This is a genomic window from Streptoverticillium olivoreticuli subsp. olivoreticuli (genome assembly GCF_003391135.1).
GTDB classification, from domain to species: domain Bacteria; phylum Actinomycetota; class Actinomycetes; order Streptomycetales; family Streptomycetaceae; genus Streptomyces; species Streptomyces blastmyceticus.
Genome location: NZ_CP031455.1, coordinates 4,175,865 through 4,199,556, shown reverse-complemented (window position 1 = coordinate 4,199,556; position 23,692 = coordinate 4,175,865). Strand labels below are relative to the sequence as shown.

General features: G+C 73.5%; 17 protein-coding genes, 1 other RNA gene and 1 pseudogene. 17 read left to right on the top strand and 2 right to left on the bottom strand.

The genetic code is table 11. The features are described 5' to 3' along the window. Window positions 1–163: 163 nt before the first annotated feature. Window positions 164–3,499, bottom strand: a complete 3,336-nt coding sequence (locus DXZ73_RS18300) for an FtsK/SpoIIIE domain-containing protein (protein WP_116212066.1) — start codon at window positions 3,497–3,499, stop codon at window positions 164–166. Window positions 3,500–4,083: 584 nt separating this feature from the next. Here DXZ73_RS18300 and DXZ73_RS18295 point away from each other — a divergent pair. The 4 genes from DXZ73_RS18295 to DXZ73_RS38220 all read left to right on the top strand — a co-directional run bounded on the left by DXZ73_RS18295 (window position 4,084) and on the right by DXZ73_RS38220 (window position 10,105). Then, window positions 4,084–5,844, top strand: a complete 1,761-nt coding sequence (locus DXZ73_RS18295; protein ID WP_116212065.1) for a serine/threonine-protein kinase — start codon at window positions 4,084–4,086, stop codon at window positions 5,842–5,844. A gap of 195 nt (window positions 5,845–6,039) precedes the next feature. Continuing rightward, window positions 6,040–7,383, top strand: a complete 1,344-nt coding sequence (locus tag DXZ73_RS18290; RefSeq protein WP_116212064.1) for a serine/threonine-protein kinase — start codon at window positions 6,040–6,042, stop codon at window positions 7,381–7,383. A 278-nt stretch (window positions 7,384–7,661) separates the two neighbouring features. Then, the gene (gene prfB / locus DXZ73_RS18285) at window positions 7,662–8,768 is read left to right on the top strand and encodes a peptide chain release factor 2 (RefSeq protein ID WP_116212063.1); all 1,107 of its coding nucleotides are present in this window, start codon (window positions 7,662–7,664) and stop codon (window positions 8,766–8,768) included. Window positions 8,769–8,992: 224 nt separating this feature from the next. Beyond that, a complete protein-coding gene (locus DXZ73_RS38220) occupies window positions 8,993–10,105 on the top strand; it encodes an LPXTG cell wall anchor domain-containing protein (protein ID WP_162890244.1) in 1,113 nt (370 codons plus the stop codon). A 102-nt stretch (window positions 10,106–10,207) separates the two neighbouring features. Here the strand turns inward: DXZ73_RS38220 and DXZ73_RS18270 are convergent, their stop codons facing one another. Beyond that, a complete protein-coding gene (locus DXZ73_RS18270; RefSeq protein ID WP_116212061.1) occupies window positions 10,208–10,402 on the bottom strand; it encodes a hypothetical protein in 195 nt (64 codons plus the stop codon). A gap of 276 nt (window positions 10,403–10,678) precedes the next feature. Between DXZ73_RS18270 and ftsE the strand changes: the two genes are divergently transcribed. The 13 genes and pseudogenes from ftsE (at window position 10,679) to DXZ73_RS18200 (ending at window position 23,667) form a co-directional block, all read left to right on the top strand. Beyond that, a complete protein-coding gene (gene ftsE / locus DXZ73_RS18265) occupies window positions 10,679–11,368 on the top strand; it encodes a cell division ATP-binding protein FtsE (RefSeq protein ID WP_116212060.1) in 690 nt (229 codons plus the stop codon). A 9-nt stretch (window positions 11,369–11,377) separates the two neighbouring features. After that, entirely contained in the window at window positions 11,378–12,295 is a 918-nt protein-coding gene (ftsX, locus tag DXZ73_RS18260) for a permease-like cell division protein FtsX (RefSeq protein WP_116212059.1), read from the top strand. 67 nt (window positions 12,296–12,362) lie between these two features. Then, window positions 12,363–13,631 carry a S41 family peptidase gene (locus DXZ73_RS18255; RefSeq protein WP_116212058.1) on the top strand — a complete coding sequence of 423 codons (1,269 nt, stop codon included), beginning with the start codon at window positions 12,363–12,365 and terminating at the stop codon, window positions 13,629–13,631. Between the two features lie 18 nt (window positions 13,632–13,649). Further along, the gene (gene smpB, locus DXZ73_RS18250) at window positions 13,650–14,162 is read left to right on the top strand and encodes an SsrA-binding protein SmpB (protein WP_116212057.1); all 513 of its coding nucleotides are present in this window, start codon (window positions 13,650–13,652) and stop codon (window positions 14,160–14,162) included. Window positions 14,163–14,273: 111 nt separating this feature from the next. Continuing rightward, window positions 14,274–14,644: a transfer-messenger RNA gene (gene ssrA, locus DXZ73_RS18245) on the top strand. A 124-nt stretch (window positions 14,645–14,768) separates the two neighbouring features. Next, window positions 14,769–15,953, top strand: coding sequence for a hypothetical protein (locus DXZ73_RS18240; protein ID WP_116212056.1), 1,185 nt, complete (start codon window positions 14,769–14,771; stop codon window positions 15,951–15,953). A 146-nt stretch (window positions 15,954–16,099) separates the two neighbouring features. Continuing rightward, window positions 16,100–16,306: pseudogene (locus DXZ73_RS18235) on the top strand (LysR family transcriptional regulator); the annotation flags it as partial. A gap of 202 nt (window positions 16,307–16,508) precedes the next feature. Continuing rightward, complete coding sequence (locus DXZ73_RS18230) at window positions 16,509–17,102, top strand: CGNR zinc finger domain-containing protein (RefSeq protein WP_116212055.1); 594 nt, start codon at window positions 16,509–16,511, stop codon at window positions 17,100–17,102. Between the two features lie 209 nt (window positions 17,103–17,311). Further along, window positions 17,312–17,851: a sigma-70 family RNA polymerase sigma factor gene (locus DXZ73_RS18225; protein WP_116212054.1), complete on the top strand. Its 540-nt coding sequence runs from the start codon at window positions 17,312–17,314 to the stop codon at window positions 17,849–17,851. Then, window positions 17,848–18,594, top strand: a complete 747-nt coding sequence (locus DXZ73_RS18220; RefSeq protein WP_116212053.1) for a zf-HC2 domain-containing protein — start codon at window positions 17,848–17,850, stop codon at window positions 18,592–18,594. Before DXZ73_RS18225 ends, DXZ73_RS18220 begins: the two co-directional genes overlap by 4 nt. Before the next feature lie 123 nt (window positions 18,595–18,717). Next, on the top strand, window positions 18,718–21,234 hold the full coding sequence (locus tag DXZ73_RS18215) for a HelD family protein (protein ID WP_116212052.1): 2,517 nt from the start codon (window positions 18,718–18,720) through the stop codon (window positions 21,232–21,234). Window positions 21,235–21,678: 444 nt separating this feature from the next. Next, on the top strand, window positions 21,679–23,112 hold the full coding sequence (locus DXZ73_RS18210) for an NAD-dependent malic enzyme (protein WP_116212051.1): 1,434 nt from the start codon (window positions 21,679–21,681) through the stop codon (window positions 23,110–23,112). Window positions 23,113–23,385: 273 nt separating this feature from the next. Then, complete coding sequence (locus DXZ73_RS18200) at window positions 23,386–23,667, top strand: HU family DNA-binding protein (RefSeq protein WP_004951951.1); 282 nt, start codon at window positions 23,386–23,388, stop codon at window positions 23,665–23,667. Window positions 23,668–23,692 lie beyond the last annotated feature (25 nt).

Sequence of the window (23,692 nt, the reverse complement as noted above, 5' to 3'; positions counted from 1 at the left end):
GGCAATCGTTCCGCGAGGCGGAACGGGTGGGCACAACCAGCCACCGGCCCGCACCCGGGCACGGGTCCGGGGCGGAGCCCCGGCCGCGGCGGAGCCGCGCATCAGATGCTGCGGGAAGGGGCGGGGTGGGGAACAAGCCCGCCGCAGGCGCAACGCACCCCTCTCAAAGAAGCGGCGGCGCCGCCTCCGCCCCAGCCGACTGCGCGGCGCGCTGAAGCGCGCTCGCCAGCAGCGCCAGATCCGTGGGCCCGTTCCCCAGCTCGCGCAGCGGGCGGCGGGTCGGGGGGTCGCCCATGCGCGCCCAGTCCAGCGGCACGACCGTCGGCCGGAGCGTCGCCGTGCGCGGGATGCGGCCGGTGACCCGGCCCGCCTGGAAGGGGGTCGTGGCGTCGTCGTCCGGGCGCATCAGCCGGCCGCGGCCCGGCGCGGGCTCGCCCGCGGCGCCGCCGTCGCCCGGCGTCCCGTCGGCCGACGGCGGGGCGATCTCCAGGGTCGCGCGCAGCCCGGCGCGCTCGACGGCCGCCGTGTCGGCCGTACGGTCCGGGCGGCCGGACGCGGCCACGAGGTGCACCCCGAGCCGCTCGCCGTCCCTGGCGACGGCCTCCAGGGCCCGCACGACCGAACCCGCCGCGGGGCGGCCCGTGCTGCCGAGAGCCGGGGCGACCAGGGCGTCGAAGTCGTCGACCAGGACGACGAGCCGGGGCAGCGCCGTCTCGGCCGTGCGTGACGGACCGTCCTTCTGCGTACGGAGCTTGAGGGTGCCGCTCGGGGCCGGGTCCAGGTCGCCGGAGGACGCGTCCGCCGGGCGCCGGGGCGCGACGACCTGCGGGGCGGCCGGCGCGGACGCCTGCGCGTGCCATGCGGCGAAGTCGAGCCGCCCCAGCAGCTCGGCCCGGCGCTTGAGCTCCGAGCTGAGCGCCTGCGCGAACTCCCGCATCCGCATGGGGTCGGCGGCCGCGAGATACGTCGAGACGTGCGGCAGGTCCGTGCACAGCCGCAGGCCCTCGCCGCGCTCGGCGCCCGCACCGTCGACCAGCACCAGCGAGAGCCGGTCGGGGCGGTCGGCGGCCGCGAGCGAGGCGGCCAGCGAGCGCAGCAGCTCGGTCTTGCCGCTGCCCGGCCCGCCCTCCACGAGCAGGTGCGGCCCGTCGGCCGCCAGGTCCACCGCGAGCGGGCCGTGCGGTCCGGCGCCGAGCACGGCGACGGCGCGGCCGCCCGGCCGGGCGCCGCGGTCCGTGGCCGCCGCCCAACGGGCCGTCAGGGAGGCTGGGGTGGCCCGCGCCAGCCCCAGCTCGTCCAGCAGCCGGGCCGTCCGCGGCAGCGCCGCCACGACCCGGGACGCCTGCCCGTCCGTACCGCCGGTGTCCGCCATCCGCAGCGGCGCGAGCGCCCGCGCGAACCGCTCGGCCCACGCGCCCGACACGGCGTCGACGGCCGCGACCACGGCGGCGCCGACGGGCTGTTCGCCCTGGCCGTCGTGGGCCGTCACGGCGCCACCGAGCGCGGTGGCGTCCGCGCGCGCGTCCTGGTGCAGGCCGTAGGGGTCCGGGCGGCCGTGCAGCGGTTCCACGGCGGTGCCGGGGGCGGCTCCCGTCCCGTACGGCCCCTCCGCGTCGTACGCGCCGCTCGCCGCCGGGGCCGGTGCCCGGTGGATGACCTGCACCACCGTGGCCACGTCGCCGCTCAGCAGCGCGACCACCCCGCAGTACGGGAACGCCGGTGACGCGGCCCGCGCCGTGGCCAGCGTGGCCGAGACGGGGGAGGCGGGCGTGGTGGCCGGGGCGTCGGCCAGACAGATGAGGTGGATGCCCGCGGCACGGCCGCCCGTTGCCAGCCGCGAGACCGTCTCGCGGAGGTCCGCGGAGCCGGGGTCGCCGTCCACGATCAGGACCGTGTGCGCGCCGGTGTGCCGCTCCGCGGCCGCGGCGACGGCCGCCGGGGGCGCCGCCGCCCAGTGCGGTCCCAACGGGCCCTCGTCCAGGCGGCGCACGAGCTCGGCGACGCGGGCCACGGCCTGCTCGCGGTCGTACGCCACCAGCAGCCGGCAGTCCTGGCCGCGCACCGGCCGCAGCTGCGGCAGCCAGCTCAGCCAGGACCACTCGGCGAGCCGCTCCTCCGGCGTGCGCGAGCGGTCCGCGCTGATGAGGACGAACTCCAGGGCCGCGGGCGAGTGCAGCGCGGCGAGCTGGGCGAGGACGGACCGGGTCAGGCCCGACAGCCGTCCCCGGGGCCCGGCCAGGCCGAGCGAACCGGCCTGCCGCAGGCCGACCGTCACCGGCACCGAGGTGAGCGGTGCGCTGCCGTCGGCGGTGTGGCGGTCGGCGGTGCCCAGCCGGACGGTCAGCAGGTCGGGGTGGTCCGGGCCGCGCTCCCACAGCCGCGGGCCCGGCCCGAGGACGGTCAGCAGCACGCTCGCCGGGTCGGGCCAGCGCTCCCGCAGGACGGCCGATTCCGCGCGGGCGCGCTCGGCCGCGTCGTCGGCGTCCCACTCGTCCGTGGTCAGGGGGCGGGCGACCGCGCTCCGCCCGCCGGCCAGCCGCCGGGCCCATGCGCCTATGCCGCGATTGCGGGCGCCGCGCCTGCGCGCGTCGTCCGGGGCCTCCTGGTCGCCCTCCGCGTCCGCGGCGGCGCCCAGGGGGACACCACGCCCGCCATGGGTGACGGGGCTGTCGAGCGGGTGGGCCGCCGCGCCGTCCGTACCGAGGACCGCCGTGCCGACGGAGGTGGCGCCCGTCCGCGCGTCCGCCTGCGCGGGCCCGCCGGGGCCGCCCAGCCACGACCCCGCCACGGGCGCCTGCACGGGCCCGTGGGGCGCCTCCACGACGCCCACCCGCAGGTGGCCCTCGCCGTCGGGGGCGGCCGGGAGCACGCTCGGGGCGGCGTCCCGCGCGCTGTGCAGGCTCAGCACGGACTCGCCGACCCGCAGCAGCGCGCCGGACGGATACGGAAGCGGCTGTTCCCCCACGGCTTCGCCGTCCAGGGTGGTGCCGTTGGTCGACCCCAGGTCCCGCAGGGTCACCGTGCCGTCGTCGGACAGGGTGACCGCGCAGTGCAGCCGGGAGACGTCCGGGTCGTCGAGGGGCACGTCGGCGGCGGTGGAGCGGCCGACGCTGACCTCGCCGCCGTGCAGCAGGTGCACACCGCCCGCGTCCGGGCCCGAGACGACGTGCAGCCGGGCGGCGGCCTCCGGGGTGCCGGAGAGCAGCACGCCCGCGTGCCGCTCGGGGTCGGCCGGGGCGCACAGGGAGAGGACGGCGCCGTCGATCAGGGGCGGCTCGCCGAGCGCGCAGCGCTGGGCGTCGAGCCGCTCCGCCCCCGCGTAGACGACGACGGCACCGCTGCCGAGGTCGGAGCCGGCCGCGGCGACGGCCGCCGCGAGCCCGCTGGTCACACTGGCGAGGGCGGTGCCCGTGGGGGCGGTCACCAGGACGTCACAGGCGCGTGTGGCGTGCGTGGTGTGGCCGCTGAGCGGCCCGAGGACGGTCAGCCTGATCTGCATCGCCGTCAACGGTCCCTTCCTGCCCCTGACGCGGCGGGGGCAGCGGGCTCGCGCGCGCCCTCCCCCACCGTGCACGGGCGCGTCGGCACGTACAGGTCACCACGTCGCGCGGGGCCCTGCGCTCCCTCCCCACCGCATCCGTGCTGCGAGCATCCTCGCACCTGCCACCGACAACTCGCCCGGCGAGAGCCAATTCGTGATCTTGAACGACGATCGGGGGGTGGGAAAAATGCGGATGGTGACCGAGTAAGGGCGAGGCCGACCGGAGAACCGCTCACCGAAAGGTCATTTATTGCCGCTTGATGACGCCCATTGGCAAGTTTTTCCACGGCCGTTGCCCTGCCGTTCCCGGCACCTCTTTCGGGTCACCTCACACCACCCCGCCGCCCCACGGCAACCAACTGTCCGGAACGCGCGTCTTTACCCCAAGCCCCCCGGATTTCGGCAGGCCGGTGGTCCGTACGACGGCACTACAGTGGGCGAAGGGCCGCGGCGACACGAGGCGTCACGACGACGCCGGCGGCCGTCACCAGCGTGGATCACGACAGCAGATCACGGCAGAACACGACCAGGGAGCGCATGACGTGCGGCCGGTAGGCAGCAAGTACCTCCTCGAGGAGGTGCTCGGACGCGGGGCGACGGGCACCGTTTGGCGGGCCCGCCAGCGCGAGACGGCCGGTTCCGAGGCCGCCGTGGCCGGGCAGCCCGGCGAGACCGTCGCGATCAAGGTGCTCAAGGAGGAGCTGGCGAACGACGCGGACGTCGTCATGCGCTTCCTGCGCGAGCGCTCCGTCCTGCTGCGGCTCACGCACCCCAACATCGTCCGCACCCGCGACCTCGTCGTCGAGGGCGATCTGCTCGCCCTCGTGATGGACCTGGTCGACGGCCCGGACCTGCACCGCTACCTCCGGGAGAACGGCCCCTTCACCCCGGTCGCCGCCTCCCTCCTCACCGCCCAGATCGCGGACGCCCTCGCCGCCAGCCACGCCGACGGCGTCGTCCACCGCGACCTCAAGCCCGCGAACGTCCTGCTCTCCGGCGCCGACGGCCAGTTGATGCACCCGATGCTCACCGACTTCGGCATCGCGCGCCTCGCGGACTCCCCGGGCCTCACCCGCACCCACGAGTTCGTCGGCACGCCCGCCTATGTCGCGCCCGAGTCCGCCGAGGGCCGCCCGCAGACCTCCGCCGTCGACATCTACGGCGCGGGCATCCTGCTGTACGAACTGGTCACCGGGCGGCCCCCGTTCGCCGGCGCGACCGCGCTCGAAGTCCTCCACCAGCACCTCAGCGCCGAGCCGCGCCGCCCCACGACCGTGCCCGAGCCGCTGTGGACGGTCATCGAGCACTGCCTGCGCAAGCGGCCCGAGGAGCGGCCGAGCGCCGAGAACCTCGCCCGCGCCCTGCGCGTCGTCGCCGCGGGCGTCGGTGTGCACGCCTCCCCGGCGCAGGCCGAGGCCGCGCTCGGCGTCGCCGCCCTGCTCGCCCCCGACCCCGAGCCCGCGCGGGTGCCCGGCAGCGGTGACGGCTCGCCGTCCCCTGCCGGTGACGCCGACCCCACGCAGGTGCTGCCGTCGAACGCAGGCTCCTACGACCCGAACGCCGCGACCAGCATGCTGCCCAGCACCTCGGGCGGCGCTCCCGGCGCCGACCCCACGCAGGTCCTGCCCGCCGGTTCAGGCCCGGGCCGCGGCGCCGACCCGACCCGCGCCATGCCGCCCGTACCGCCGCTGCCCCCCGAGGGCGACGACAGCCCGCACCCGTGGCAGAGCCAGATGCGCGCGGCGCGGGACCGCAACGACCAGACGCAGGTGCGCTACCTCGACCCGAGCGAGGACCCGCTGCGCCGCCGCCCGCACCGGCAGCCGGCGCAGCCACAGCAGTACCAGCAGCCCCCGCAGCCTCCCCAGCAGCAGTACGGGCAGCAGTACGCGCCCCCTCAGCAGCCGTACGCCCCGCAGCCGCAGCAGTACGCCCCGCAGCGTCCGCCCCGGCGGCAGCAGCAGCGCCCCCAGGCGCGGCCCCAGCCGCAGCAGGCCCCGCAGCACTACCAGGAGCCGCAGCCGCAGCGGTACGCCCCGGAGCCGCCGCCCGCGCGCCGCGAGCCCCGTCCGCCCCGGCAGCGCGGCGCGAATCCGATGCGCATCCCCGGTCTCGGCTGCCTCAAGGGCTGCCTGTTCATGATCGTGGTGCTGATCATCGGCTCCTGGCTGGTCTGGGAGTTCACCCCGCTCAAGGACTGGGTCGCCGACGGCAAGAGCTTCTGGGACGCGGCCTGGGGCTGGATCGTCGACATCAAGGACTGGGTGTCGAACCTGGGCTCGTCCTCCGGCGGCAACGGCTGACCGGGGCGGTGCCGGTCCCGGTGCCGCACCGGCCGCACGGCCGAATCGATATGTCGACACCCCAGGGGTGTTTTACGCCGCAGAAGTGACAGTTGGTGCGGGATCGGCGCCCCCAACCCCCGCGCGGCCGCGTAGCTTGGTCGCCAGCGCCCCCTTGTCGGACGTCGGAGGACCCGGAAAGGAACCCGAACAGCCTTGGCACGGAAGATCGGCAGCCGGTACACCGCCCACCAGGTCCTGGGACGCGGCAGTGCGGGCACGGTGTGGCTTGGCGAGGGCCCCGAGGGTCCGGTCGCCATCAAGCTCCTGCGCGAGGACCTCGCCTCCGACCAGGAGCTCGTCGGCCGGTTCGTGCAGGAGCGCGCGGCCCTCCTCGGGCTCGACCACCCGAACGTGGTGGGGGTCCGCGACCTCGTCGTCGACGGCGCCGACCTCGCGCTCGTCATGGACCTCATCCGCGGCACGGACCTGCGCACCCGCCTCGACCGCGAGCGCCGGCTCGCGCCCGAGGCGGCCGTCGCCATCGTCGCGGACGTCGCGGACGGCCTCGCGGCCGCGCACGCGGCGGGCATCGTGCACCGCGACGTGAAGCCCGAGAACGTCCTCCTGGACATGCAGGGCCCCCTGGGCCCCGGCGGCGCCCACCCGGCGCTCCTCACCGACTTCGGCATCGCCCGGCTCGTGGACTCCCCGCGCCCGGCCGCCCGCCCGGCCGAACCCACCGTGCCGCGCCCCGCGGGACCGGGGCGCGCCCCGAGCCCCCGCAGCGTCATCGGCACGCCCGACTACCTCGCCCCCGAGATCATCGAGGGCCTGCCGCCGCGCGCCTCCGTCGACGTCTACGCCCTGGCGACCGTGCTGTACGAGCTGCTCGCCGGCTTCACGCCCTTCGGCGGCGGGCACCCCGGCGCGGTGCTGCGGCGGCATGTGACCGAGACCGTGGCGCCGCTGCCCGGCATCCCCGACGAGCTGTGGCAGCTCCTCGTCCAGTGCCTGGCCAAGGGGCCCGCGTCCCGGCTGCGCGCGTCCGAGCTCGCCGCCCGGCTGCGCGAACTGTTGCCCGGCCTCGCCGGGATCCCGCCGCTCGACATCGACGAGCCCGAGGACGAGGCGGAGGCTGTCACGGCCGGGGTCGCCGAGCGGGAGGCCGCGTACGGCGACGGGTCCGCGTCCTCCGGCGTGGCCACCGCGCCCCGGCGGCGCGGCGCCGTGCCGCTGGTGCCGGGGGCCGTCGCCGACTCCAGCCGCGAGACCCACACGAGCATGCGGGTGCCGACCCCCGCCGAGCTCGCGGGCGGTGCGCACGGCACGGCCCGCGCTCCCCGGGCGGCCGGTCAGCGCCGGGCGGGCTCGGCGCGCCACCGCTCCCCGGAGGAGACCCGGCGCCGCCGCATCAAGCTGGGCGCGGCGGCGGTCGCGCTGGCCGCGGCGGCGGGGGTGGGCGGCTGGTTCGCGGTCACGTCCCACGAGGCGAAGTCCCCCGCGCCGGGCGTCCACCACGAGGACCACCCCCCGTCGGACCCGGATCCGTTGCCGTAGCGGCCGCCTGCGGGTTCGTCGCGCCTGCGGCGGGCTTGTTCCCCTGCCCCGCCCCTTCCCGAAACCGGGGAGACCCCGGACCCCGACCGCGCTTCGCGCGGTGTCCTCAATCGCCGGACGGGCTGAATTCGTCGGCTACGGTCCGCGAAATCCAGCCCGTCCGGCGATTGAGGACGCTCCCGAAGGGAGCTCCCGCCGCAGGCGGCAACGGACCCGCGGCCGGGAACGGGCGCACCCATCGGACACCCGCAGCCCGGCGCAGCCGTTAGGCTGGGTGCGTGGCAGTCGTTGATGTATCCGAAGAGCTGAAGTCCCTCTCCTCGACCATGGGGTCGATCGAGGCCGTCCTGGACCTCGACAGGATGAGGGCTGACATCGCCGTGCTCGAGGAGCAGGCGGCCGCCCCCTCCCTCTGGGACGACCCGGAGGCGGCGCAGAAGATCACCAGCAAGCTGTCGCACCTCCAGGCGGAGCTCCGCAAGACGGAGACCCTGCGCGGCCGCATCGACGACCTCGCGGTCCTCTTCGAGCTCGCCGAGGCCGAGGGCGACGCCGACGCGCTCGCCGAGGCGGAGACCGAGCTGGGCGACGTCCGCAAGGCGCTGGCCGAGATGGAGGTCCGTACGCTCCTCTCCGGCGAGTACGACTCCCGTGAGGCGCTGGTCAACATCCGCGCCGAGGCCGGCGGCGTCGACGCCTCCGACTTCGCCGAGCGCCTCCAGCGCATGTACCTCCGCTGGGCCGAGCGCCACGGCTACAAGACGGAGGTCTACGAGACCTCGTACGCGGAAGAGGCCGGCATCAAGTCGACCACCTTCGCCGTCCAGGTGCCGTACGCCTACGGCACGCTCTCCGTCGAGCAGGGCACCCACCGCCTCGTGCGCATCTCGCCCTTCGACAACCAGGGCCGTCGCCAGACGTCCTTCGCGGGCGTCGAGGTGCTGCCGGTCGTCGAGACGACCGACCACGTCGAGATCGACGAGTCCGAGCTGCGGGTCGACGTCTACCGCTCCTCCGGCCCCGGCGGCCAGGGCGTCAACACCACCGACTCGGCGGTGCGCCTGACGCACATCCCGACCGGCATCGTCGTCTCCTGCCAGAATGAGCGCTCGCAGATCCAGAACAAGGCGACCGCGATGAACGTCCTCCAGGCCAAGCTCCTCGAGCGCCGCCGCCAGGAGGAGCAGGCCAAGATGGACGCGCTCAAGGGCGACAGCGGCGGCTCCTGGGGCAACCAGATGCGTTCGTATGTCCTGCACCCGTACCAGATGGTCAAGGACCTCCGTACGGAGTTCGAGGTCGGCAACCCCACCGCCGTCCTCGACGGCGACATCGACGGCTTCCTGGAGGCCGGCATCCGCTGGCGCAAGCAGCGGGAGAAGTAGCCTCAACCGGCCGTATAGGCGGACATACCTGCTCGTAACTTCCTTGACGCTGCCTCAAAAACTGGACAGGCTGACGCGCGGCATGCGTATCACCGGGGTGCGTGTGGCGGGGGGCGAGCGGGTCCGGCCGATCCGGCCGGTGCGGCCGCTCTCGCCCCCCAGAGGCGCCACCGCCCCGTGCATAGCTGCTCCAATGACGATCAGCTACTGGGGGTAGCAGGTATATGACCAAGAAGACGCGGCTGCGCGTCGCGCGCATAGCCGCCGGCGCGGTTGTCGCCGCGGGTGCTTCGCTGACCGCGGCCGGTGCGGCCTCGGCCGCGGGCGTCCATGTCGCCGGAGTCGGCGCGCAGACGAGCGGTGTGCACAGCGCCGCCCATGTCGCCGTCGACGGCGACCCCGACCAGATCCCGCAGCCGCCGGTGGGCGGTGACACGAGCGGTACGACGACCGGGTCCACGACTGGGTCCACGACCGGCTCGACGACGGGTTCGACGGGTTCCACGACCGGTGGTCCGTCCTCGGGCGGTCAGACGGACGGTGGCCAGACGACCGGTTCGACGACCGGTGGTCCGTCCTCCGGTGGTCAGACCGACGGCGGTCAGACGACGGGTTCCACGACCGGTGGTCCGTCCTCCGGTGGTCAGACCGATGGTGGTCAGACGACCGGTTCGACGACCGGCGGCCCGTCCTCGGGCGGTCAGACCGACGGCGGCAAGACCACCGGCGGCACGACCGACGGCGGCACCACCACGGGCGGCAAGACGGACGGTGGCACCACCACCGGCGGTCAGACGGACGGTGGCAAGACGACCGGCGGTCAGACCGACGGCGGCACCACCACGGGTGGTCAGACCGACGGCGGCAAGACCACCGGCGGCACGACCGACGGTGGCAAGACCACGGGCGGTCAGACGACCGGCGGCCAGACCGACGGCGGGAAGACCACCGGCGGTTCCACCGACGGCGGCAAGACGACCGGTGGTCAGACGACCGGCGGCGGGACCGGTGGCAGCACCGGCGGTGACCACAGCGGTTCCACCGGCGGCGACGGCTCCACCGGCGGCGACCACAACGGCGCCACCGGCGGCGACCAGGGCGACAGGCCCGGCGAGGGCCGGACCTGCCCCGTGGACACCAACAGCAACTGCGGCACCAACACGGACACCGACAGCGCGGGCGCCAAGCCCGTGCAGCAGGCCAAGCCCAAGGAGCAGCTCGCCGAGACCGGCGCGGGCCAGACGACCTTCCTGGTCGTCGGCGCCGCGACGATGATCGCGGGCGGCATCGGCTTCCGGCTGCTGCCGCGCCTGATGACCCGCGCCACCGCGGCCTGACGGCCGGGACGCCGGCACGGATACGGCAGAGGGCCCGGAGCGCGCTTCAGCGCTCCGGGCCCTCGTGCGTACGCGGTGAGGCGCGGCCGCGTGACCGGGTGACTACCCGGCGAAGCCGTGCGCCAGGACGGCCACCGCTATCAGCGCCACCAGCAGCGCGAGCAGCGTGGCCGGGGTCAGTGCGGCGAAGACGCCTTCCTGGTGCTGCAACCGCTCCCTGCTGGCCCGGCACACCGGACAGCGGCCCTCACTGACGGGGGCCGCGCAGTTGGCGCACACCAGTCGGTCGCATGTCATGCGATCTCCTCCTCCGGTACGTCCAACGCGCGGGAGAGCCGAGCGGTTCCCCTTACCACTGTGCCAGCTTCCGCGCCGTTCGGCGCGGCCGGTCGGCCGAACCCGGGATCGTGGACCCGATTGCCCCAGTTTTGTCCCCCGCCGGGCCGGTGACAAACGCGCCAAGACCGGACGCCGACTGCGCGTACACCGGTGGTTCGCGTATGGTCACGCACACCGACGGGAGCCGCGCGCGGTGTTCCGTGCCCTCTATCCAGGTCGACGCGTGGTGCACTCGTGATCCGATTCGACAACGTCTCCAAGTCCTACCCCAAGCAGAACCGGCCGGCGCTCCGCGATGTCTCGCTGGAGATCGAGAAGGGCGAGTTCGTCTTCCTCGTCGGCTCGTCCGGTTCCGGCAAATCCACCTTCCTGAGACTGCTGCTGCGCGAGGAGCGCGCCAGCACCGGCCAGGTCCATGTGCTGGGCAAGGACCTCGCCAGGCTGTCCAACTGGAAGGTGCCGCAGATGCGCCGCCAGCTGGGGACGGTCTTCCAGGACTTCCGCCTGCTGCCCAACAAGACGGTCAACGAGAACGTCGCCTTCGCCCTGGAGGTCATCGGCAAGCCGCGGGGCGAGATCCGCAAGGCCGTGCCCCAGGTCCTGGAGCTGGTCGGCCTCGGCGGCAAGGAGGACCGGATGCCCGGTGAGCTCTCCGGCGGTGAGCAGCAGCGCGTCGCGATCGCCCGCGCGTTCGTCAACCGCCCGATGCTGCTGATCGCGGACGAGCCCACCGGCAACCTCGACCCGCAGACCTCCGTCGGCATCATGAAGCTGCTGGACCGGATCAACCGGACCGGGACCACCGTCATCATGGCCACCCACGACCAGCAGATCGTGGACCAGATGCGCAAGCGCGTCATCGAATTGGAACAGGGCCGTCTCGTGCGCGACCAGTCGCGCGGCGTCTACGGCTACCAGCACTGAAAGGACGCCATGCGCGCCCAGTTCGTCCTGTCGGAGATCGGCGTCGGTCTCCGCCGTAATCTCACGATGACCTTCGCGGTGATCGTCTCCGTCGCTCTGTCGCTCGCGCTCTTCGGCGGGTCTCTGCTCATGCGCGAGCAGGTCAGCACGATGAAGGGCTACTGGTACGACAAGGTCAACGTCTCGATCTTCCTCTGCAACAAGACCGACGCGGAATCCTTCCCCTCCTGTGCCAAGGGTGCGGCGACGGAGGACCAGAAGAAGGAGATCCGCGCCGACCTGGGGAAGATGACGGACCTCGTCCAGAGCGTCCAGTTCGAGACGGCCGACGAGGCGTACAAGCACTACAAGGAGCAGTTCGGCAAGAGCTCCCCGATCGCGGGGTCCCTGACGCCGGACCAGATGCAGGAGTCCTTCCGCGTCAAGCTCAAGGACCCCGCGAAGTTCGAGGTCATCTCCAGCGCCTTCTCCAAGCGGCCCGGCGTCCAGACGGTGCAGGACCAGAAGACGCTGCTGTCCAACCTCTTCAACCTCCTCAACGGCATGAACTTCGCGGCGCTGGGCGTGATGTTCCTGATGCTGATCGTGGCGCTGATGCTGATCGTGAACACCGTCCGGGTGTCCGCGTTCAGCCGCCGCCGGGAGACCGGCATCATGCGGCTGGTCGGCGCGTCCAGCTTCTACATCCAGATCCCGTTCATCATGGAGGCGGCCTTCGCGGGGCTGCTCGGCGCGGGCTTCGCCTGCGTCCTGCTGGTCTGCGGCCAGTACTTCCTGGTGAACAACTGGCTGGTGCACCACATCGACGTCATCCAGTTCATCGGCTGGGACGCGGTGCTGGCCAAGCTGCCGCTGGTGCTGGCCATCGGGCTGCTGATGCCCGCGCTGGCCGCTTTCGCCGCGCTGCGGAAGTACCTCAAGGTCTGAACAGTGGCCGAGGCGCCGTACGGGCAACTCCCCGTACGGCGCCTTCTGGTGTCCTAGACTCACGCGCATGCCCGGCCCGTCGATGTTCTTTCCGCAGCGCCGCGCCCGGCGCGGTGCCGCACTGACATTGGTCTTCGCGGGCGTGCTGGCGACGGGCGCCGCGGCCGGTTCCTGGAGCGCGGACGCACAGGGTGGCCAAAAGCCCATGGAAGCCCGTCCGCCGTCGCGCACGGCCGCGCGGCCCGCCGGTGAGGCCGTCGACGAAGCCATGGCGGAGAGCGAGCGCCTCGTCGACCGCCGTGCCGTCGAGGAGGCCGCCGAACAGGCCGAGCAGGACGGCAAGTCCGGCGCCGAGGCCGCGGCCGAAGTGGTCGGCCGCGCCGGCGACCGCTGGAGCTCCGTCTACAGCTCCCAGGAGTACGAGGGTTTCGAGCGCGCCCTGGACGGGGCGTACATCGGCGTCGGGCTCTCCGCCCGGCGCGCGGGCGACGGCCGGACCGAGGTCGATGGCGTCCGGCCCGGCGGCCCCGCGGAGCGCGCGGGCATCCGCGCCGGGGACCAGCTGCGCACGGTCGACGGCGTGGAGACGGCGGGCCGTCCGGTCACCGAGGTCGTCGCCCGGCTGCGCGGCGACGGGGCGGCCGACGAGAGCGCGGGCGCCCCGGCCGGTGCGGGCACGCCCGTGCGGGTCGGCCTCGGGCGGGCCGGGCGGTCGTGGGAGCGGACCCTCCACCGTGAGCGGCTGGTCACCGAGAGCGTCGTCGTGGAGCGGCTGCCGGACGGGCAGGCAGAGGGGCCCGCGGCCACCCGGATCAAGGTCGACTCCTTCACCCGGGGAACGGGCGAGCGGATCCGCCGGGCGGCCCGCGCGGCCGCGCGCGGCGAGGGCATCCTGCTCGACCTCCGGGGCAACTCCGGTGGGCTGGTCGACGAGGCCGTCACCGCGGCCTCCGTCTTCCTCGACGGCGGCCTGGTCGCCACCTATGACGTACGGGGCGGGCAGCGCGCCCTTCAGGCCCGGCCCGGCGGCGACACCGGGCCGCCGCTCGTGGTGCTCGTCGACGGCGGCACCATGAGCGCCGGCGAGCTGCTGGCCGGGGCCCTCCAGGACCGCGGCCGGGCGGTCGTCGTCGGCACCCCCACCTTCGGCAAGGGCTCGGTGCAGGTGCCCGGCCGGCTCCCGGACGGCTCCGTCGCGGAGCTCACCGTCGGCCACTACCGCACCCCCTCCGGCCGGTCGGTCGACGGCCGGGGCATCGCCCCCGACCTGGTCGTACGCGGCGATGCGGAGCGGCGGGCCCGCACAGTATTGAGTGGCCTCAGGGGTGGGTCGTAGTGCGAGAATGACCGCGCTATGGCTAAAGAGAAGAAGGCTAAAGAGAAGCCGGACCGCAAGCTGGTCGCGCAGAACAAGAAGGCGCGCCACGATTACCACATTCTGGACACCTACGAGTGCGGCATGGTGCTGACCGGCACCGAGGTCAAGTCGCTGCGCCAGGGCCGGGCCTCGCTCGTGGACGGCTTCGTCCAGATCGACGGCGGCGAGGCGTGGCTGCACAACGTCCACGTCCCCGAGTACGCCCAGGGCACGTGGACGAACCACAGCGCGCGCCGCAAGCGCAAGCTGCTGATGCACCGCGCCGAGATCGACAAGCTCGACTCCAAGTCGCAGGAGACGGGCCACACGATCGTGCCGCTCGCGCTGTACTTCAGGGGTGGCCGGGCCAAGGTCGAGATCGCCCTCGCCAAGGGCAAGAAGGAGTACGACAAGCGGCAGACGCTGCGCGAGAAGCAGGACACCCGGGAGTCGAACCGCGCGATCGCGGCGGCGCGCAGGCGCCAGCGGGCGCAGCAGCAGCGGCCGTAGCCCGCGGGGCCGGTCCCTCACGGGAGGGAATTGGCTGGCCCCGGCGCACGCCGGTCACGTACGATGGACAGCGCAGCACCTCAAGGGGTGCGCACCTTGAAAAAACAACATGGGGATGATCGGTTTCGACAGCGGATGTCGAAGCAGGGGAAGCGAGCCGAGGAAGCGGCAATGATCTCGTAAACCATATGTCGCAACCAATAATCGCCAACACCAAGCGCGATTCCTTCGCCCTCGCTGCCTAAGTAGCGACTTAGCGAAGTGTCAGCCCGGGGCTGTTCCCGACCCGGATCCTGGCATCATTGAGGGAACTAAACTGCCGGTCCCGGCCACGGGGTCCGGCAGGAAATCAAACAGTGGCTGGGCCCGACGGAGACTTGTCCGTGTGATCTCCGGGGCCGAGAAAATCGCAGCGGACTGCGCTCGGAGAAGCCCTGATTCTGCACCGTTGGACGCGGGTTCGATTCCCGCCATCTCCACTCATCCCATGTGAGGCGAAGGCCCCACCGCCCCGGCGGTGGGGCCTTCGTCGTGTGCGCCGTGCAGCCGGTGCAACCCGGGAGCCGTCCCGGCCCTCTTCCTCAGTGGCGGACAAGGGGGTGCGCGGTGAAGTGGACTCGTGCGGTGCTGGCCGTGGTGGGAGCCGCGGCGCTGTGGCCGGCCGTGGGCCCGTCCGGGGCCGCGGTGGCCGACGACGGGCGCGGCGGGGTGCACCTGCTGCTCAACGGCGCCTTCGACAACCGTCCCGGCGGGCTCGTCGACATAGACGTGCAGGGCGTGCGCGGCCGGGGCGACGTCACCGTCTCCTCGCCCGTCTTCCCGCACCGTATGAAGCTCGCCCCCTACGCGCACCGCGCACCGGCCGCCGAGCGCGGCCACCACGCCCGGCCCGCCATCGCGATGACCGTCAGGCCCGGCAGCTATCCGCTCACCGTGCGCGCCGGCGGCCACGTCGTCGCCGAGGACCGGGTGGAGGTCGGGCCCGCCCGCAGGCCGCAGTTCACGGTGACCGCGCCGGACGAGATCATGCGGCCGGGGGAGCGGCTGTGGATGGCGTACGACGACCTGTTCCCCGGCGAGACCGGGACGTCCTTCGAGGCCCGCTCGCCCGCCTTCCCCGCGCCCGTGCGGCTCGCGCACGACCCGGCGAGCGCCGACTGGAACAACCCCCGGCTGTTCTCCGGCGGCCTCGACCTGCCCTCCTCGGTGAAGGACGGCACCTACAAGGTGACGCTCACCGGCCCCGGCGGCCGCACCATCGAGGAGAAGCCGCTGGTGGTCCGCGCGGCCCGGCCCGGCGACCGCGACTACGTGGGCAGGGCGCGCGGCCCCGCGTTCTTCGACACCTCGGACAGGTCGGACCCCGGGCGGGCCCGCACCCACGGCCACACCGTCCCGCCCGGCGGGACCGTCAACGTCCTGTGGCGCGACGGCGCCCCCGACCCGGGCGAGGAGGACCGGCTGACCGCCACGTCACCGGCCTTCGAACGCCCGGTGCGGCTGAGGCGCGACGAGAGCAAGGCGGGGGACGGCGATTCGCCCCGCTACTACGGCCCCGCGCGCATCCGCCGCGGCCTGGGGGAGGGCCGCTACCCGGTGACGGTGGTCAGCCACCACGGGCGCGTACGCAAGATCGGACAGCTGGTGGTGACGGGGGCGGCGTCGTCGGCCGGGGCGTCCGGGTCGGCCCTGGTGACGACGGTGGTCGGGGTGGGGTTCGCGGGTCTGGCGGGCCTGACGGGCGTCGCGCTGGTCAAGTCGCGGACGGGGCGCCGGACGGGCGCGCTGTAACCCGCCCTTCCGGTGCTCCAGGACAACCCTGGGGGCGGCGGCCACCAGCGTGCTGCCGCTGACCGCGAACAGGGGGCTTCGGTAAGGGGAGTTCGGCATGGGCCAACTCTCGCCGCACCGCGAGCCGGCCGTCCAACACCTGATCAGTGGCCATTTACGCACCCGTGTTGTCAACTGCCGTACGTGCCACACGACATGGAGCCGCGCCTGCTGCGCGCCTCCACCTCGCCCAGCAGGCCATCAGCCGGGACATCCGCAGACTGCAACAGCGCCTGGGCGCCGGGCTGTTCACCCGTACGACCCGGCAGGTCGACCTCGCCGCCGAGGGTGCGCGGCTGCTGCCGTACGCCCGCGCCGCGGGCTGCGCCACCCGGGGCCGGCCGCGCGGCACGGCCGGCTCGAACACCCCGCCGGGAGCCGGCTGACCGCACCGCCACCCGGACCAGCCGGGGGTTACAGGGACATGCCCGACGGGGCACCCTGGAGGTGGCGGCACCGCGCACGGGCGGTCCCGGTGGACGCGGGAAGACGCGACAGGGAAAAGGTGACAGGCGCATGGCGGCGACAGCCTCCTATGACCTGCGATTCGATGCCGGGCGGCTCTGCCTGGACCTGGTGGCCACGGTCGGCGGACGGTACAGCGAGGAGCCGGTCGAGCGGCTCGACACCCCCGAACGGCTGCGGGACTGGCTGCTCGCCGCCGGTGTCGTACCGCCCGGCACCCCGCTCGGCGCGGTCGACACCGGCTGGCTCGGGTGCTTCCACGCGGCCCGCGACCTGCTGCACCGCGTCGTTCACGCCGAGGTCGACGGCCGCGCCGCCGACCCCGATCTGGAGCGCGTCAACGCCCTCGCCGCCACCGCGCCGCCCGCGCCGCGGGCCGTACGGGCCGCCGACGGGACGCTGATCCGCACGGTCGCCGGCGCCCCCGACTGCGGGGCGCTCGTCGGGCAGATCTGCCGGGACGCGGTCGAACTGCTCACCGACCCGGCGACCCGGGGGCAGCTGAGGCAGTGCGAGGGCGAGACCTGCTCGCTGGTCTACCTGGACACGTCGCGCGGCCGCCGCCGTCGCTGGTGCTCCAGCGAGGTGTGCGGCAACCGCGTGCGGGTGGCCCGGCACCGCCGCCGCTTGCTGGGGGCGCCCTGACGCTGCGCGGTTCCGGCTGTGTGCCGGTGCTTTGTGCGGGTGCGGGTTTGTTGCCGCTTGCGGCGGGAGCGCCCTGCGGGGGTCTGGGGGCTTGCCCCCAGTTTCGGGGCGGGGCGGGGTTGGGGAACAAACCCGCCGGAAGGTGAGTGCCTCGCGCGTCCCAACCGTATTCAGGGTCATCGACTCGCGCTATCGACCGGGGGAAGGCCGTGCGCAAGGATGCCGTCGTGGCCGACAGGACCAGTCCCGACGAGGAGCTGATGCGGGCGCTCTACGACGAGCACGCCGGCCCGCTCCTCACGTTCGTGCTGCGCCTGGTGGCCGGGGACCGCCAGCGGGCGGAGGACGTCGTGCAGGAGACGCTGCTGCGCGCCTGGCGCAACGCCGACCGGCTGCGCGGCGCCCCCGGCTCCGTACGGCCCTGGCTGGTGACCGTCGCCCGGCGCATCGTCATCGACAACCACCGCAGCCGCCGGGCCCGCCCCCAGGAGGTCGACCCGGCGCCCCTGGAGCTGATTCCCGCAGCCGACGAGATCGACCGGGCGCTGCGCCTGATGACCATCTCCGACGCGCTCGGCGATCTGACCGAGGCCCACCGAGAGGCTTTGATCGAGACCTATTTCAAGGGACGTACGGTGAGCGAGGCGGCCGAAGTGCTGGGCGTACCGGCCGGGACCGTGCGGTCCCGGGTCTTCTACGCGCTGCGCTCCATGAGGCTCTCGCTCGAGGAACGGGGAGTGACGGCATGACGTGGCCGGCACAGCACATGGACGTGGGCGCGTACGCCCTCGGCGTCCTGGACGAGGCGGAGGCCGCGCGCTTCGAGGAGCACCTCGCCGACTGTCCCAGGTGCGCCGCCGAACTCGACGGCATGCTCGGGCTGACCCCGCTCCTCGCCGACCTCAAGGAGTCCGCGCCGGATCCCGGTGCGCTCGCCGCCCGGCCGCGCCCCGCGCTCCTCGACGGTCTCCTCGCCAGGGTCGCGGCCGTCCGTCACACCCAGCGCACCCGCAGGCTGTGCCTGGCCGCCGCGGCCGCCGTCCTGATCGTCGCGGGCCCGCCGGCGGGTTCCGCCCTCACCTCGCGGAACGCGCCGGGCCACAGCAGCGCGAGCGCGGCCAAGGAGATGTACGAGGAGGGCGAGAAGATCGGCGCGGTCGACCCCACGACCAAGGTCGACGCCACCGTCTCGCTCCAGGAGAAGCCCTGGGGCACCCATGTCGCGCTGCGGCTCGCCAACGTCAAGGGGCCGCTGACCTGCGACCTCGTCGCCGTCGGCAGGAACGGTGAGCGGCAGACCGTCACCACGTGGGCCGTGCCGCCCGGGGGATACGGGCTGGCAGGCGCCGGCTCGAACAACGCGGACAAAGCCAACAAATGGAACAAGGAGCCGCTGTACACCCACGGCGGTGCCGGGCTGAACCGGAACGACATCGCCCGTTTCGAGGTCCGCACGCTGGACGGGAAGCTCCTGGACACCATCGAGGTGTGACCGGAACCCGATCCGGAAACCGATCAAATACCGATGAAAACTGTCATGTCATGACAGGTGCGCTCAGCACCTCTGTTCGCGTACGGTTGACGGCTGCCCTAGGCACAGCAGAAGGGGGCTTGGGTGGCCGCGCAGAACGCCACGCACGCGCAGGTGGCGACAGGACCGGCGACGGAACCCGACGGGGTCCGCGACCGTGAGATCGGTACCGAACAACAGCATCTGGACCGGGTGTACCGGCGCCTGGAGGAGAAGATCCACGAGGCCGAGTTCCTCATGGACGACGCTGCCAAACGGGGCCAGGTCGGCACACCGGGGGCGCTCGCCGAGCGGGACGCCCAGGTGTTCCGCGCCGGGGTGCACCTCAACCGGCTCAACAGCGAGTTCGAGGACTTTCTCTTCGGCCGCATCGACCTGCTCCTCGGCAAGGACGGGAAGAAGGGCCCCGACGGCGCCTACACCTCCGTCGAGCCCGCGGACGACGCCGTGCGGGGCGACCGCGCGGAGATCGCGGAGACGCTCCACATCGGCCGCATCGGCGTCCTCGACGCCGACTACTCCCCGCTCGTCATCGACTGGCGGGCGCCCGCGGCCGCGCCGTTCTACCGCGCCACCCCGGTGGCGCCCGGCCGCGTCGTGCGCCGCCGGGTCATCCGCTCCAAGGGCCGCAGGGTCCTCGGCGTCGAGGACGACCTGCTGCGCCCCGAGCTGACGGCCACCCTCGACGGCGCCGCGCTGCCGGTCGTCGGCGACGGCGCCCTGATGGCCGCGCTCGGCCAGGCCCGCAGCCACACGATGCGCGACATCGTCGCCTCCATCCAGGCCGAGCAGGACATGGTCATCCGCGCGCCCGCAGCCTCGGTCACCGAGGTCGAGGGCGGCCCCGGCACCGGCAAGACCGCCGTCGCCCTGCACCGCGCCGCCTACCTCCTCTACCAGGACCGCAGGCGCTACGCGGGCGGCATCCTCGTCGTCTCGCCGACGCCGCTGCTCGTCGCCTACACCGAGGGCGTGCTGCCCTCGCTCGGCGAGGAGGGCCAGGTCGCGATCCGCGCCGTGGGCTCCCTGGTCGACGGCGCCGAGGCCGACACGTACGACGAGCCCGCGGTCGCCCGCGTCAAGGGCTCTTCCCGCATGCTGAAGGTGCTGCGCAAGGCGGTGCGAGGGGCGCTGGAACCGGCGTCCGCGCCGGCCGTGGGACGGCGGGGCGGCCCGGCGCCGTCGAAGGCCCGGCCGGGCGCGGGGCCGGTACGTCCGGCGGACGACGGCCAGTTGTCGCTCGCGGACCTGGAGACGGCACCGGCCGTGCCGTCCCCGGCTCACGCCCTGGGCGGCGGGACCGCGGACGCCGCGCGGCATCCGGTCTCCCCGGCGGCCACGCCGGAGAGGTTGCGCGTCGTGGTCTTCGGCGCCCGGCTGGAGCTGGGGGCCGACGAGCTCAAGCGCATCCGCAACACCGCCCTCGGCGGCACCGCGCCCATCAATCTGCTGCGCCCGCGCGCCCGCAGGCTGATCCTCGACGCCCTGTGGTCCAAGGCGGGCGGGCCCAAGCGCTACACCGACCCCGAACTCGCGGCGGAGGCACGGCAGGCGTTCGACGAGGACGTCTCCACCGAGGACGTCTTCCTCGACTTCCTCGCCGCCTGGTGGCCCGAGCTCACCCCGCGCGGGGTGCTCGCCGCGATGGCGGACGAGCGGCGGCTCTCCCGCTGGGCGCGCCGCGAGCTCAACCCGCGCGAGGTCCGGCTGCTGGCCCGCTCGCTCAAGCGGCTGGACGACCGGGGGCGGGGCCCGCTCTCGGTCCACGACGTGGCCCTGCTGGACGAGTTGGAGACGCTGCTCGGCGTGCCCGCCCGGCCGCAGAAGCCGCGCGAGCACGACCCGCTCGCCCACCTCACCGGTCTCGAGGAGCTGATGCCGACGCGCTCCGAGAGCCGCCGCGAGCGCGCGGAGCGGCTGGCGGAGGAGCGCCGGGACTACGCCCACGTGATCGTCGACGAGGCCCAGGACCTCACGCCCATGCAGTGGCGGATGGTGGGCCGCAGGGGCCGCACCGCCACCTGGACGGTCGTCGGCGACCCCGCGCAGTCCTCCTGGTCCGACCCGGACGAGGCCGCCGCGGCCCGGGACGAGGCGCTCGGCAGCCGCCCCCGCCGCCGCTTCGAACTCACCGTCAACTACCGCAACCCCGCGGAGATCGCCGAGCTGGCCGCCAGGATCCTGGCGCTGGCCATGCCGGGCATGCGCTCCCCGGCGGCCGTCCGGTCGACGGGCGTCGTGCCCCGCTTCGCGGTCGCGGACGGCGACCTGGCCTCTGCCGTGCGCGCCGAGTCCCGCCACCTCCTCGACGACGTGGACGGCACGGTCGGCGTCGTCGTGCCGATGGCACGGCGCGCGGAGGCCCGGGGCTGGCTGGCCGGGTACGGCGACCGCGTGGTCGTCCTGGGCAGCCTGGAGGCGAAGGGCCTGGAGTACGACGCGACGGTCGTCGTCAGCCCCGCCGAGATCGCGGACGAGTCCCCGGCGGGCCTGCGCGTGCTGTACGTGGCCCTGACCCGTGCCACGCAGCGCCTGACGGTGCTCTCCGGAGACCGCGACGACCCGGACCTGGACGGGGTGCCGGACCTGCTGCGGGACTGAGCGTTTTCGATCGCCGGACGGTCGGAGAAACCAGCCCGTCCGGCGGTTGAGGACAAGCGGCGAAGCCGCTTCGGGGTCCGGGGCGGAGCCCCAGTTACGGGGTCCGGGGCGGAGCCCCGGAGTTCGGCCATGACTTCCGGGGAGCATTTGTTAGCCTGGAACACGGCACCGGCTCGATCCAAGCCCCCGGGCCCAACCTTAGTCGCTTCGAGCGACCACTTGCCGCGAGGCGAGCATGGCGGGTCGGTGCCATCAGAGCGTCTCCGACGGGCGCCCCTCACCACGAGGGGCGCCCGTCGGCGTTTGGTGCGCTTCTCGTATGTTGGAAGCAAGATTCCAGGATCCGGGGCCGGTTACCGCGTACTGACCAGTAGGTGGGACGATCGATGCCCGCGCCCCGCGGCGCGTACCAAGCGAAAACAGGGAAAGCAGAGGAAAGCGGCCATGGCAACGGCGCCAAGCGTCTCGTACTCGATGACGGTCCGGCTGGAGGTCCCCGCGAGCGGGACCGCGGTCAGCCAGCTCACCACGGCCGTGGAGTCCTCCGGCGGATCGGTGACCGGCCTCGACGTCACCGCCTCCGGCCACGAGAAGCTGCGGATCGACGTGACCGTCGCCGCGACCTCCACCGACCACGCCGACGAGATCGTGGAGAAACTCCGCGGCATCGAAGGCGTCGTCCTCGGCAAGGTCTCCGACCGCACCTTCCTGATGCACCTCGGCGGCAAGATCGAGATGGCGTCCAAGCACCCCATCCGCAACCGCGACGACCTCTCCATGATCTACACCCCCGGCGTAGCCCGCGTCTGCATGGCCATCGCCGAGAACCCCGAGGACGCCCGCCGCCTGACCATCAAGCGCAACAGCGTCGCCGTGGTCACCGACGGCTCCGCCGTCCTGGGCCTGGGCAACATCGGCCCCAAGGCCGCCCTGCCCGTCATGGAGGGCAAGGCCGCCCTCTTCAAGCGCTTCGCCGGCATCGACGCCTGGCCCATCTGCCTCGACACCCAGGACTCCGACGCCATCGTCGAGATCGTCAAGGCCATCGCCCCCGGCTTCGCCGGCATCAACCTCGAGGACATCTCCGCCCCCCGCTGCTTCGAGATCGAAGCCCGCCTGCGCGAAGCCCTCGACATCCCCGTCTTCCACGACGACCAGCACGGCACCGCCATCGTCGTCCTCGCCGCCCTCACCAACGCCCTGCGCGTGGTCGACAAGGCCATCGGCGACGTACGCGTCGTCATGTCCGGCGCGGGCGCCGCCGGCACCGCCATCCTCAAGCTCCTCATCGCCGCCGGCGTCAAGCACGCCGTCGTCGCCGACATCCACGGCGTCGTCCACGCAGGCCGCGAGGACCTCGTCGCCGCGAGCCCCGAATCCGCACTGCGCTGGATCGCGGACAACACCAACCCCGACGGCATCACGGGCACCCTGAAGGAAGCCGTGGCAGGCGCCGACGTCTTCATCGGCGTCTCCGCCCCCAACGTCCTGACCGGCCAGGACGTGGCCGGCATGGCCGACGGCGCGATCGTCTTCGCACTCGCCAACCCCGACCCCGAGGTCGACCCCGCCATCGCCCGCCAGTCCGCCGCCGTGGTCGCCACCGGCCGCTCGGACTTCCCCAACCAGATCAACAACGTCCTGGTCTTCCCCGGCGTCTTCCGCGGCCTGCTCGACGCACAGTCCCGCACCGTCAACACCGAAATGATGCTCGCCGCCGCCGGAGCCCTCGCCGACGTCGTCGCCGAAGACGAACTCAACGCCAACTACATCATCCCCAGCGTCTTCAACGACAAGGTCGCCGGTGCCGTCGCCGGTGCCGTCCGCGAGGCCGCCAAGGCCGCCGCCGCGGCTGTGACGGGCACCACGACCGTCTGACGACGGCGCGTCGCGGGCCTTCGGGCCCGCGACCTGCCCATAAGGTGTCGGGCAGAAATCAGGCCGCAGAAATGCGGCTGTATCCGAGGCTGTGCCGCTTTCCGTGTGACTCTCCAGGGTGCCGGATTGGCTTTCCCGCCACTGGTGGGGGCAGGATGCGTAACCGGGCGCGAGGGTCTGGCAACAGACCCGGGTCCGGGGACTGTCCGAGGGCCCTGGCAGCATCGGCTTCGATCTCACGCCTCATTGGCAAGAAGAACACGGGAGTACAACATGAACCGCAGTGAGCTGGTGGCCGCGCTGGCCGACCGCGCCGAGGTGACCCGCAAGGACGCCGACGCCGTCCTGGCCGCGCTCGCCGAGACCGTCGGTGAGGTCGTCGCCAAGGGCGACGAGAAGGTCACCATCCCCGGCTTCCTGACCTTCGAGCGCACCCACCGTGCCGCTCGCACTGCTCGTAACCCGCAGACGGGTGAGCCGATCCAGATCGCTGCCGGTTACAGCGTGAAGGTCTCCGCGGGCTCCAAGCTCAAGGAAGCCGCCAAGGGCAAGTAAGACCCCAGCGCGAAGGGCGGCCACC

Excerpts from the sequence above, each read along its gene's own strand:
- DXZ73_RS18270 (WP_116212061.1), bottom strand. The coding sequence starts at position 10,402 with ATGACATGCGACCGACTGGTGTGCGCCAACTGCGCGGCCCCCGTCAGT.
- smpB (WP_116212057.1), top strand. The coding sequence starts at position 13,650 with ATGGCTAAAGAGAAGAAGGCTAAAGAGAAGCCGGACCGCAAGCTGGTC.
- DXZ73_RS18300 (WP_116212066.1), bottom strand. The coding sequence starts at position 3,499 with ATGCAGATCAGGCTGACCGTCCTCGGGCCGCTCAGCGGCCACACCACG.
- DXZ73_RS18230 (WP_116212055.1), top strand. The coding sequence starts at position 16,509 with ATGGCGGCGACAGCCTCCTATGACCTGCGATTCGATGCCGGGCGGCTC.
- DXZ73_RS18255 (WP_116212058.1), top strand. The coding sequence starts at position 12,363 with ATGCCCGGCCCGTCGATGTTCTTTCCGCAGCGCCGCGCCCGGCGCGGT.
- DXZ73_RS38220 (WP_162890244.1), top strand. The coding sequence starts at position 8,993 with ATGACCAAGAAGACGCGGCTGCGCGTCGCGCGCATAGCCGCCGGCGCG.
- DXZ73_RS18220 (WP_116212053.1), top strand. The coding sequence starts at position 17,848 with ATGACGTGGCCGGCACAGCACATGGACGTGGGCGCGTACGCCCTCGGC.
- ftsX (WP_116212059.1), top strand. The coding sequence starts at position 11,378 with ATGCGCGCCCAGTTCGTCCTGTCGGAGATCGGCGTCGGTCTCCGCCGT.
- DXZ73_RS18210 (WP_116212051.1), top strand. The coding sequence starts at position 21,679 with ATGGCAACGGCGCCAAGCGTCTCGTACTCGATGACGGTCCGGCTGGAG.
- DXZ73_RS18200 (WP_004951951.1), top strand. The coding sequence starts at position 23,386 with ATGAACCGCAGTGAGCTGGTGGCCGCGCTGGCCGACCGCGCCGAGGTG.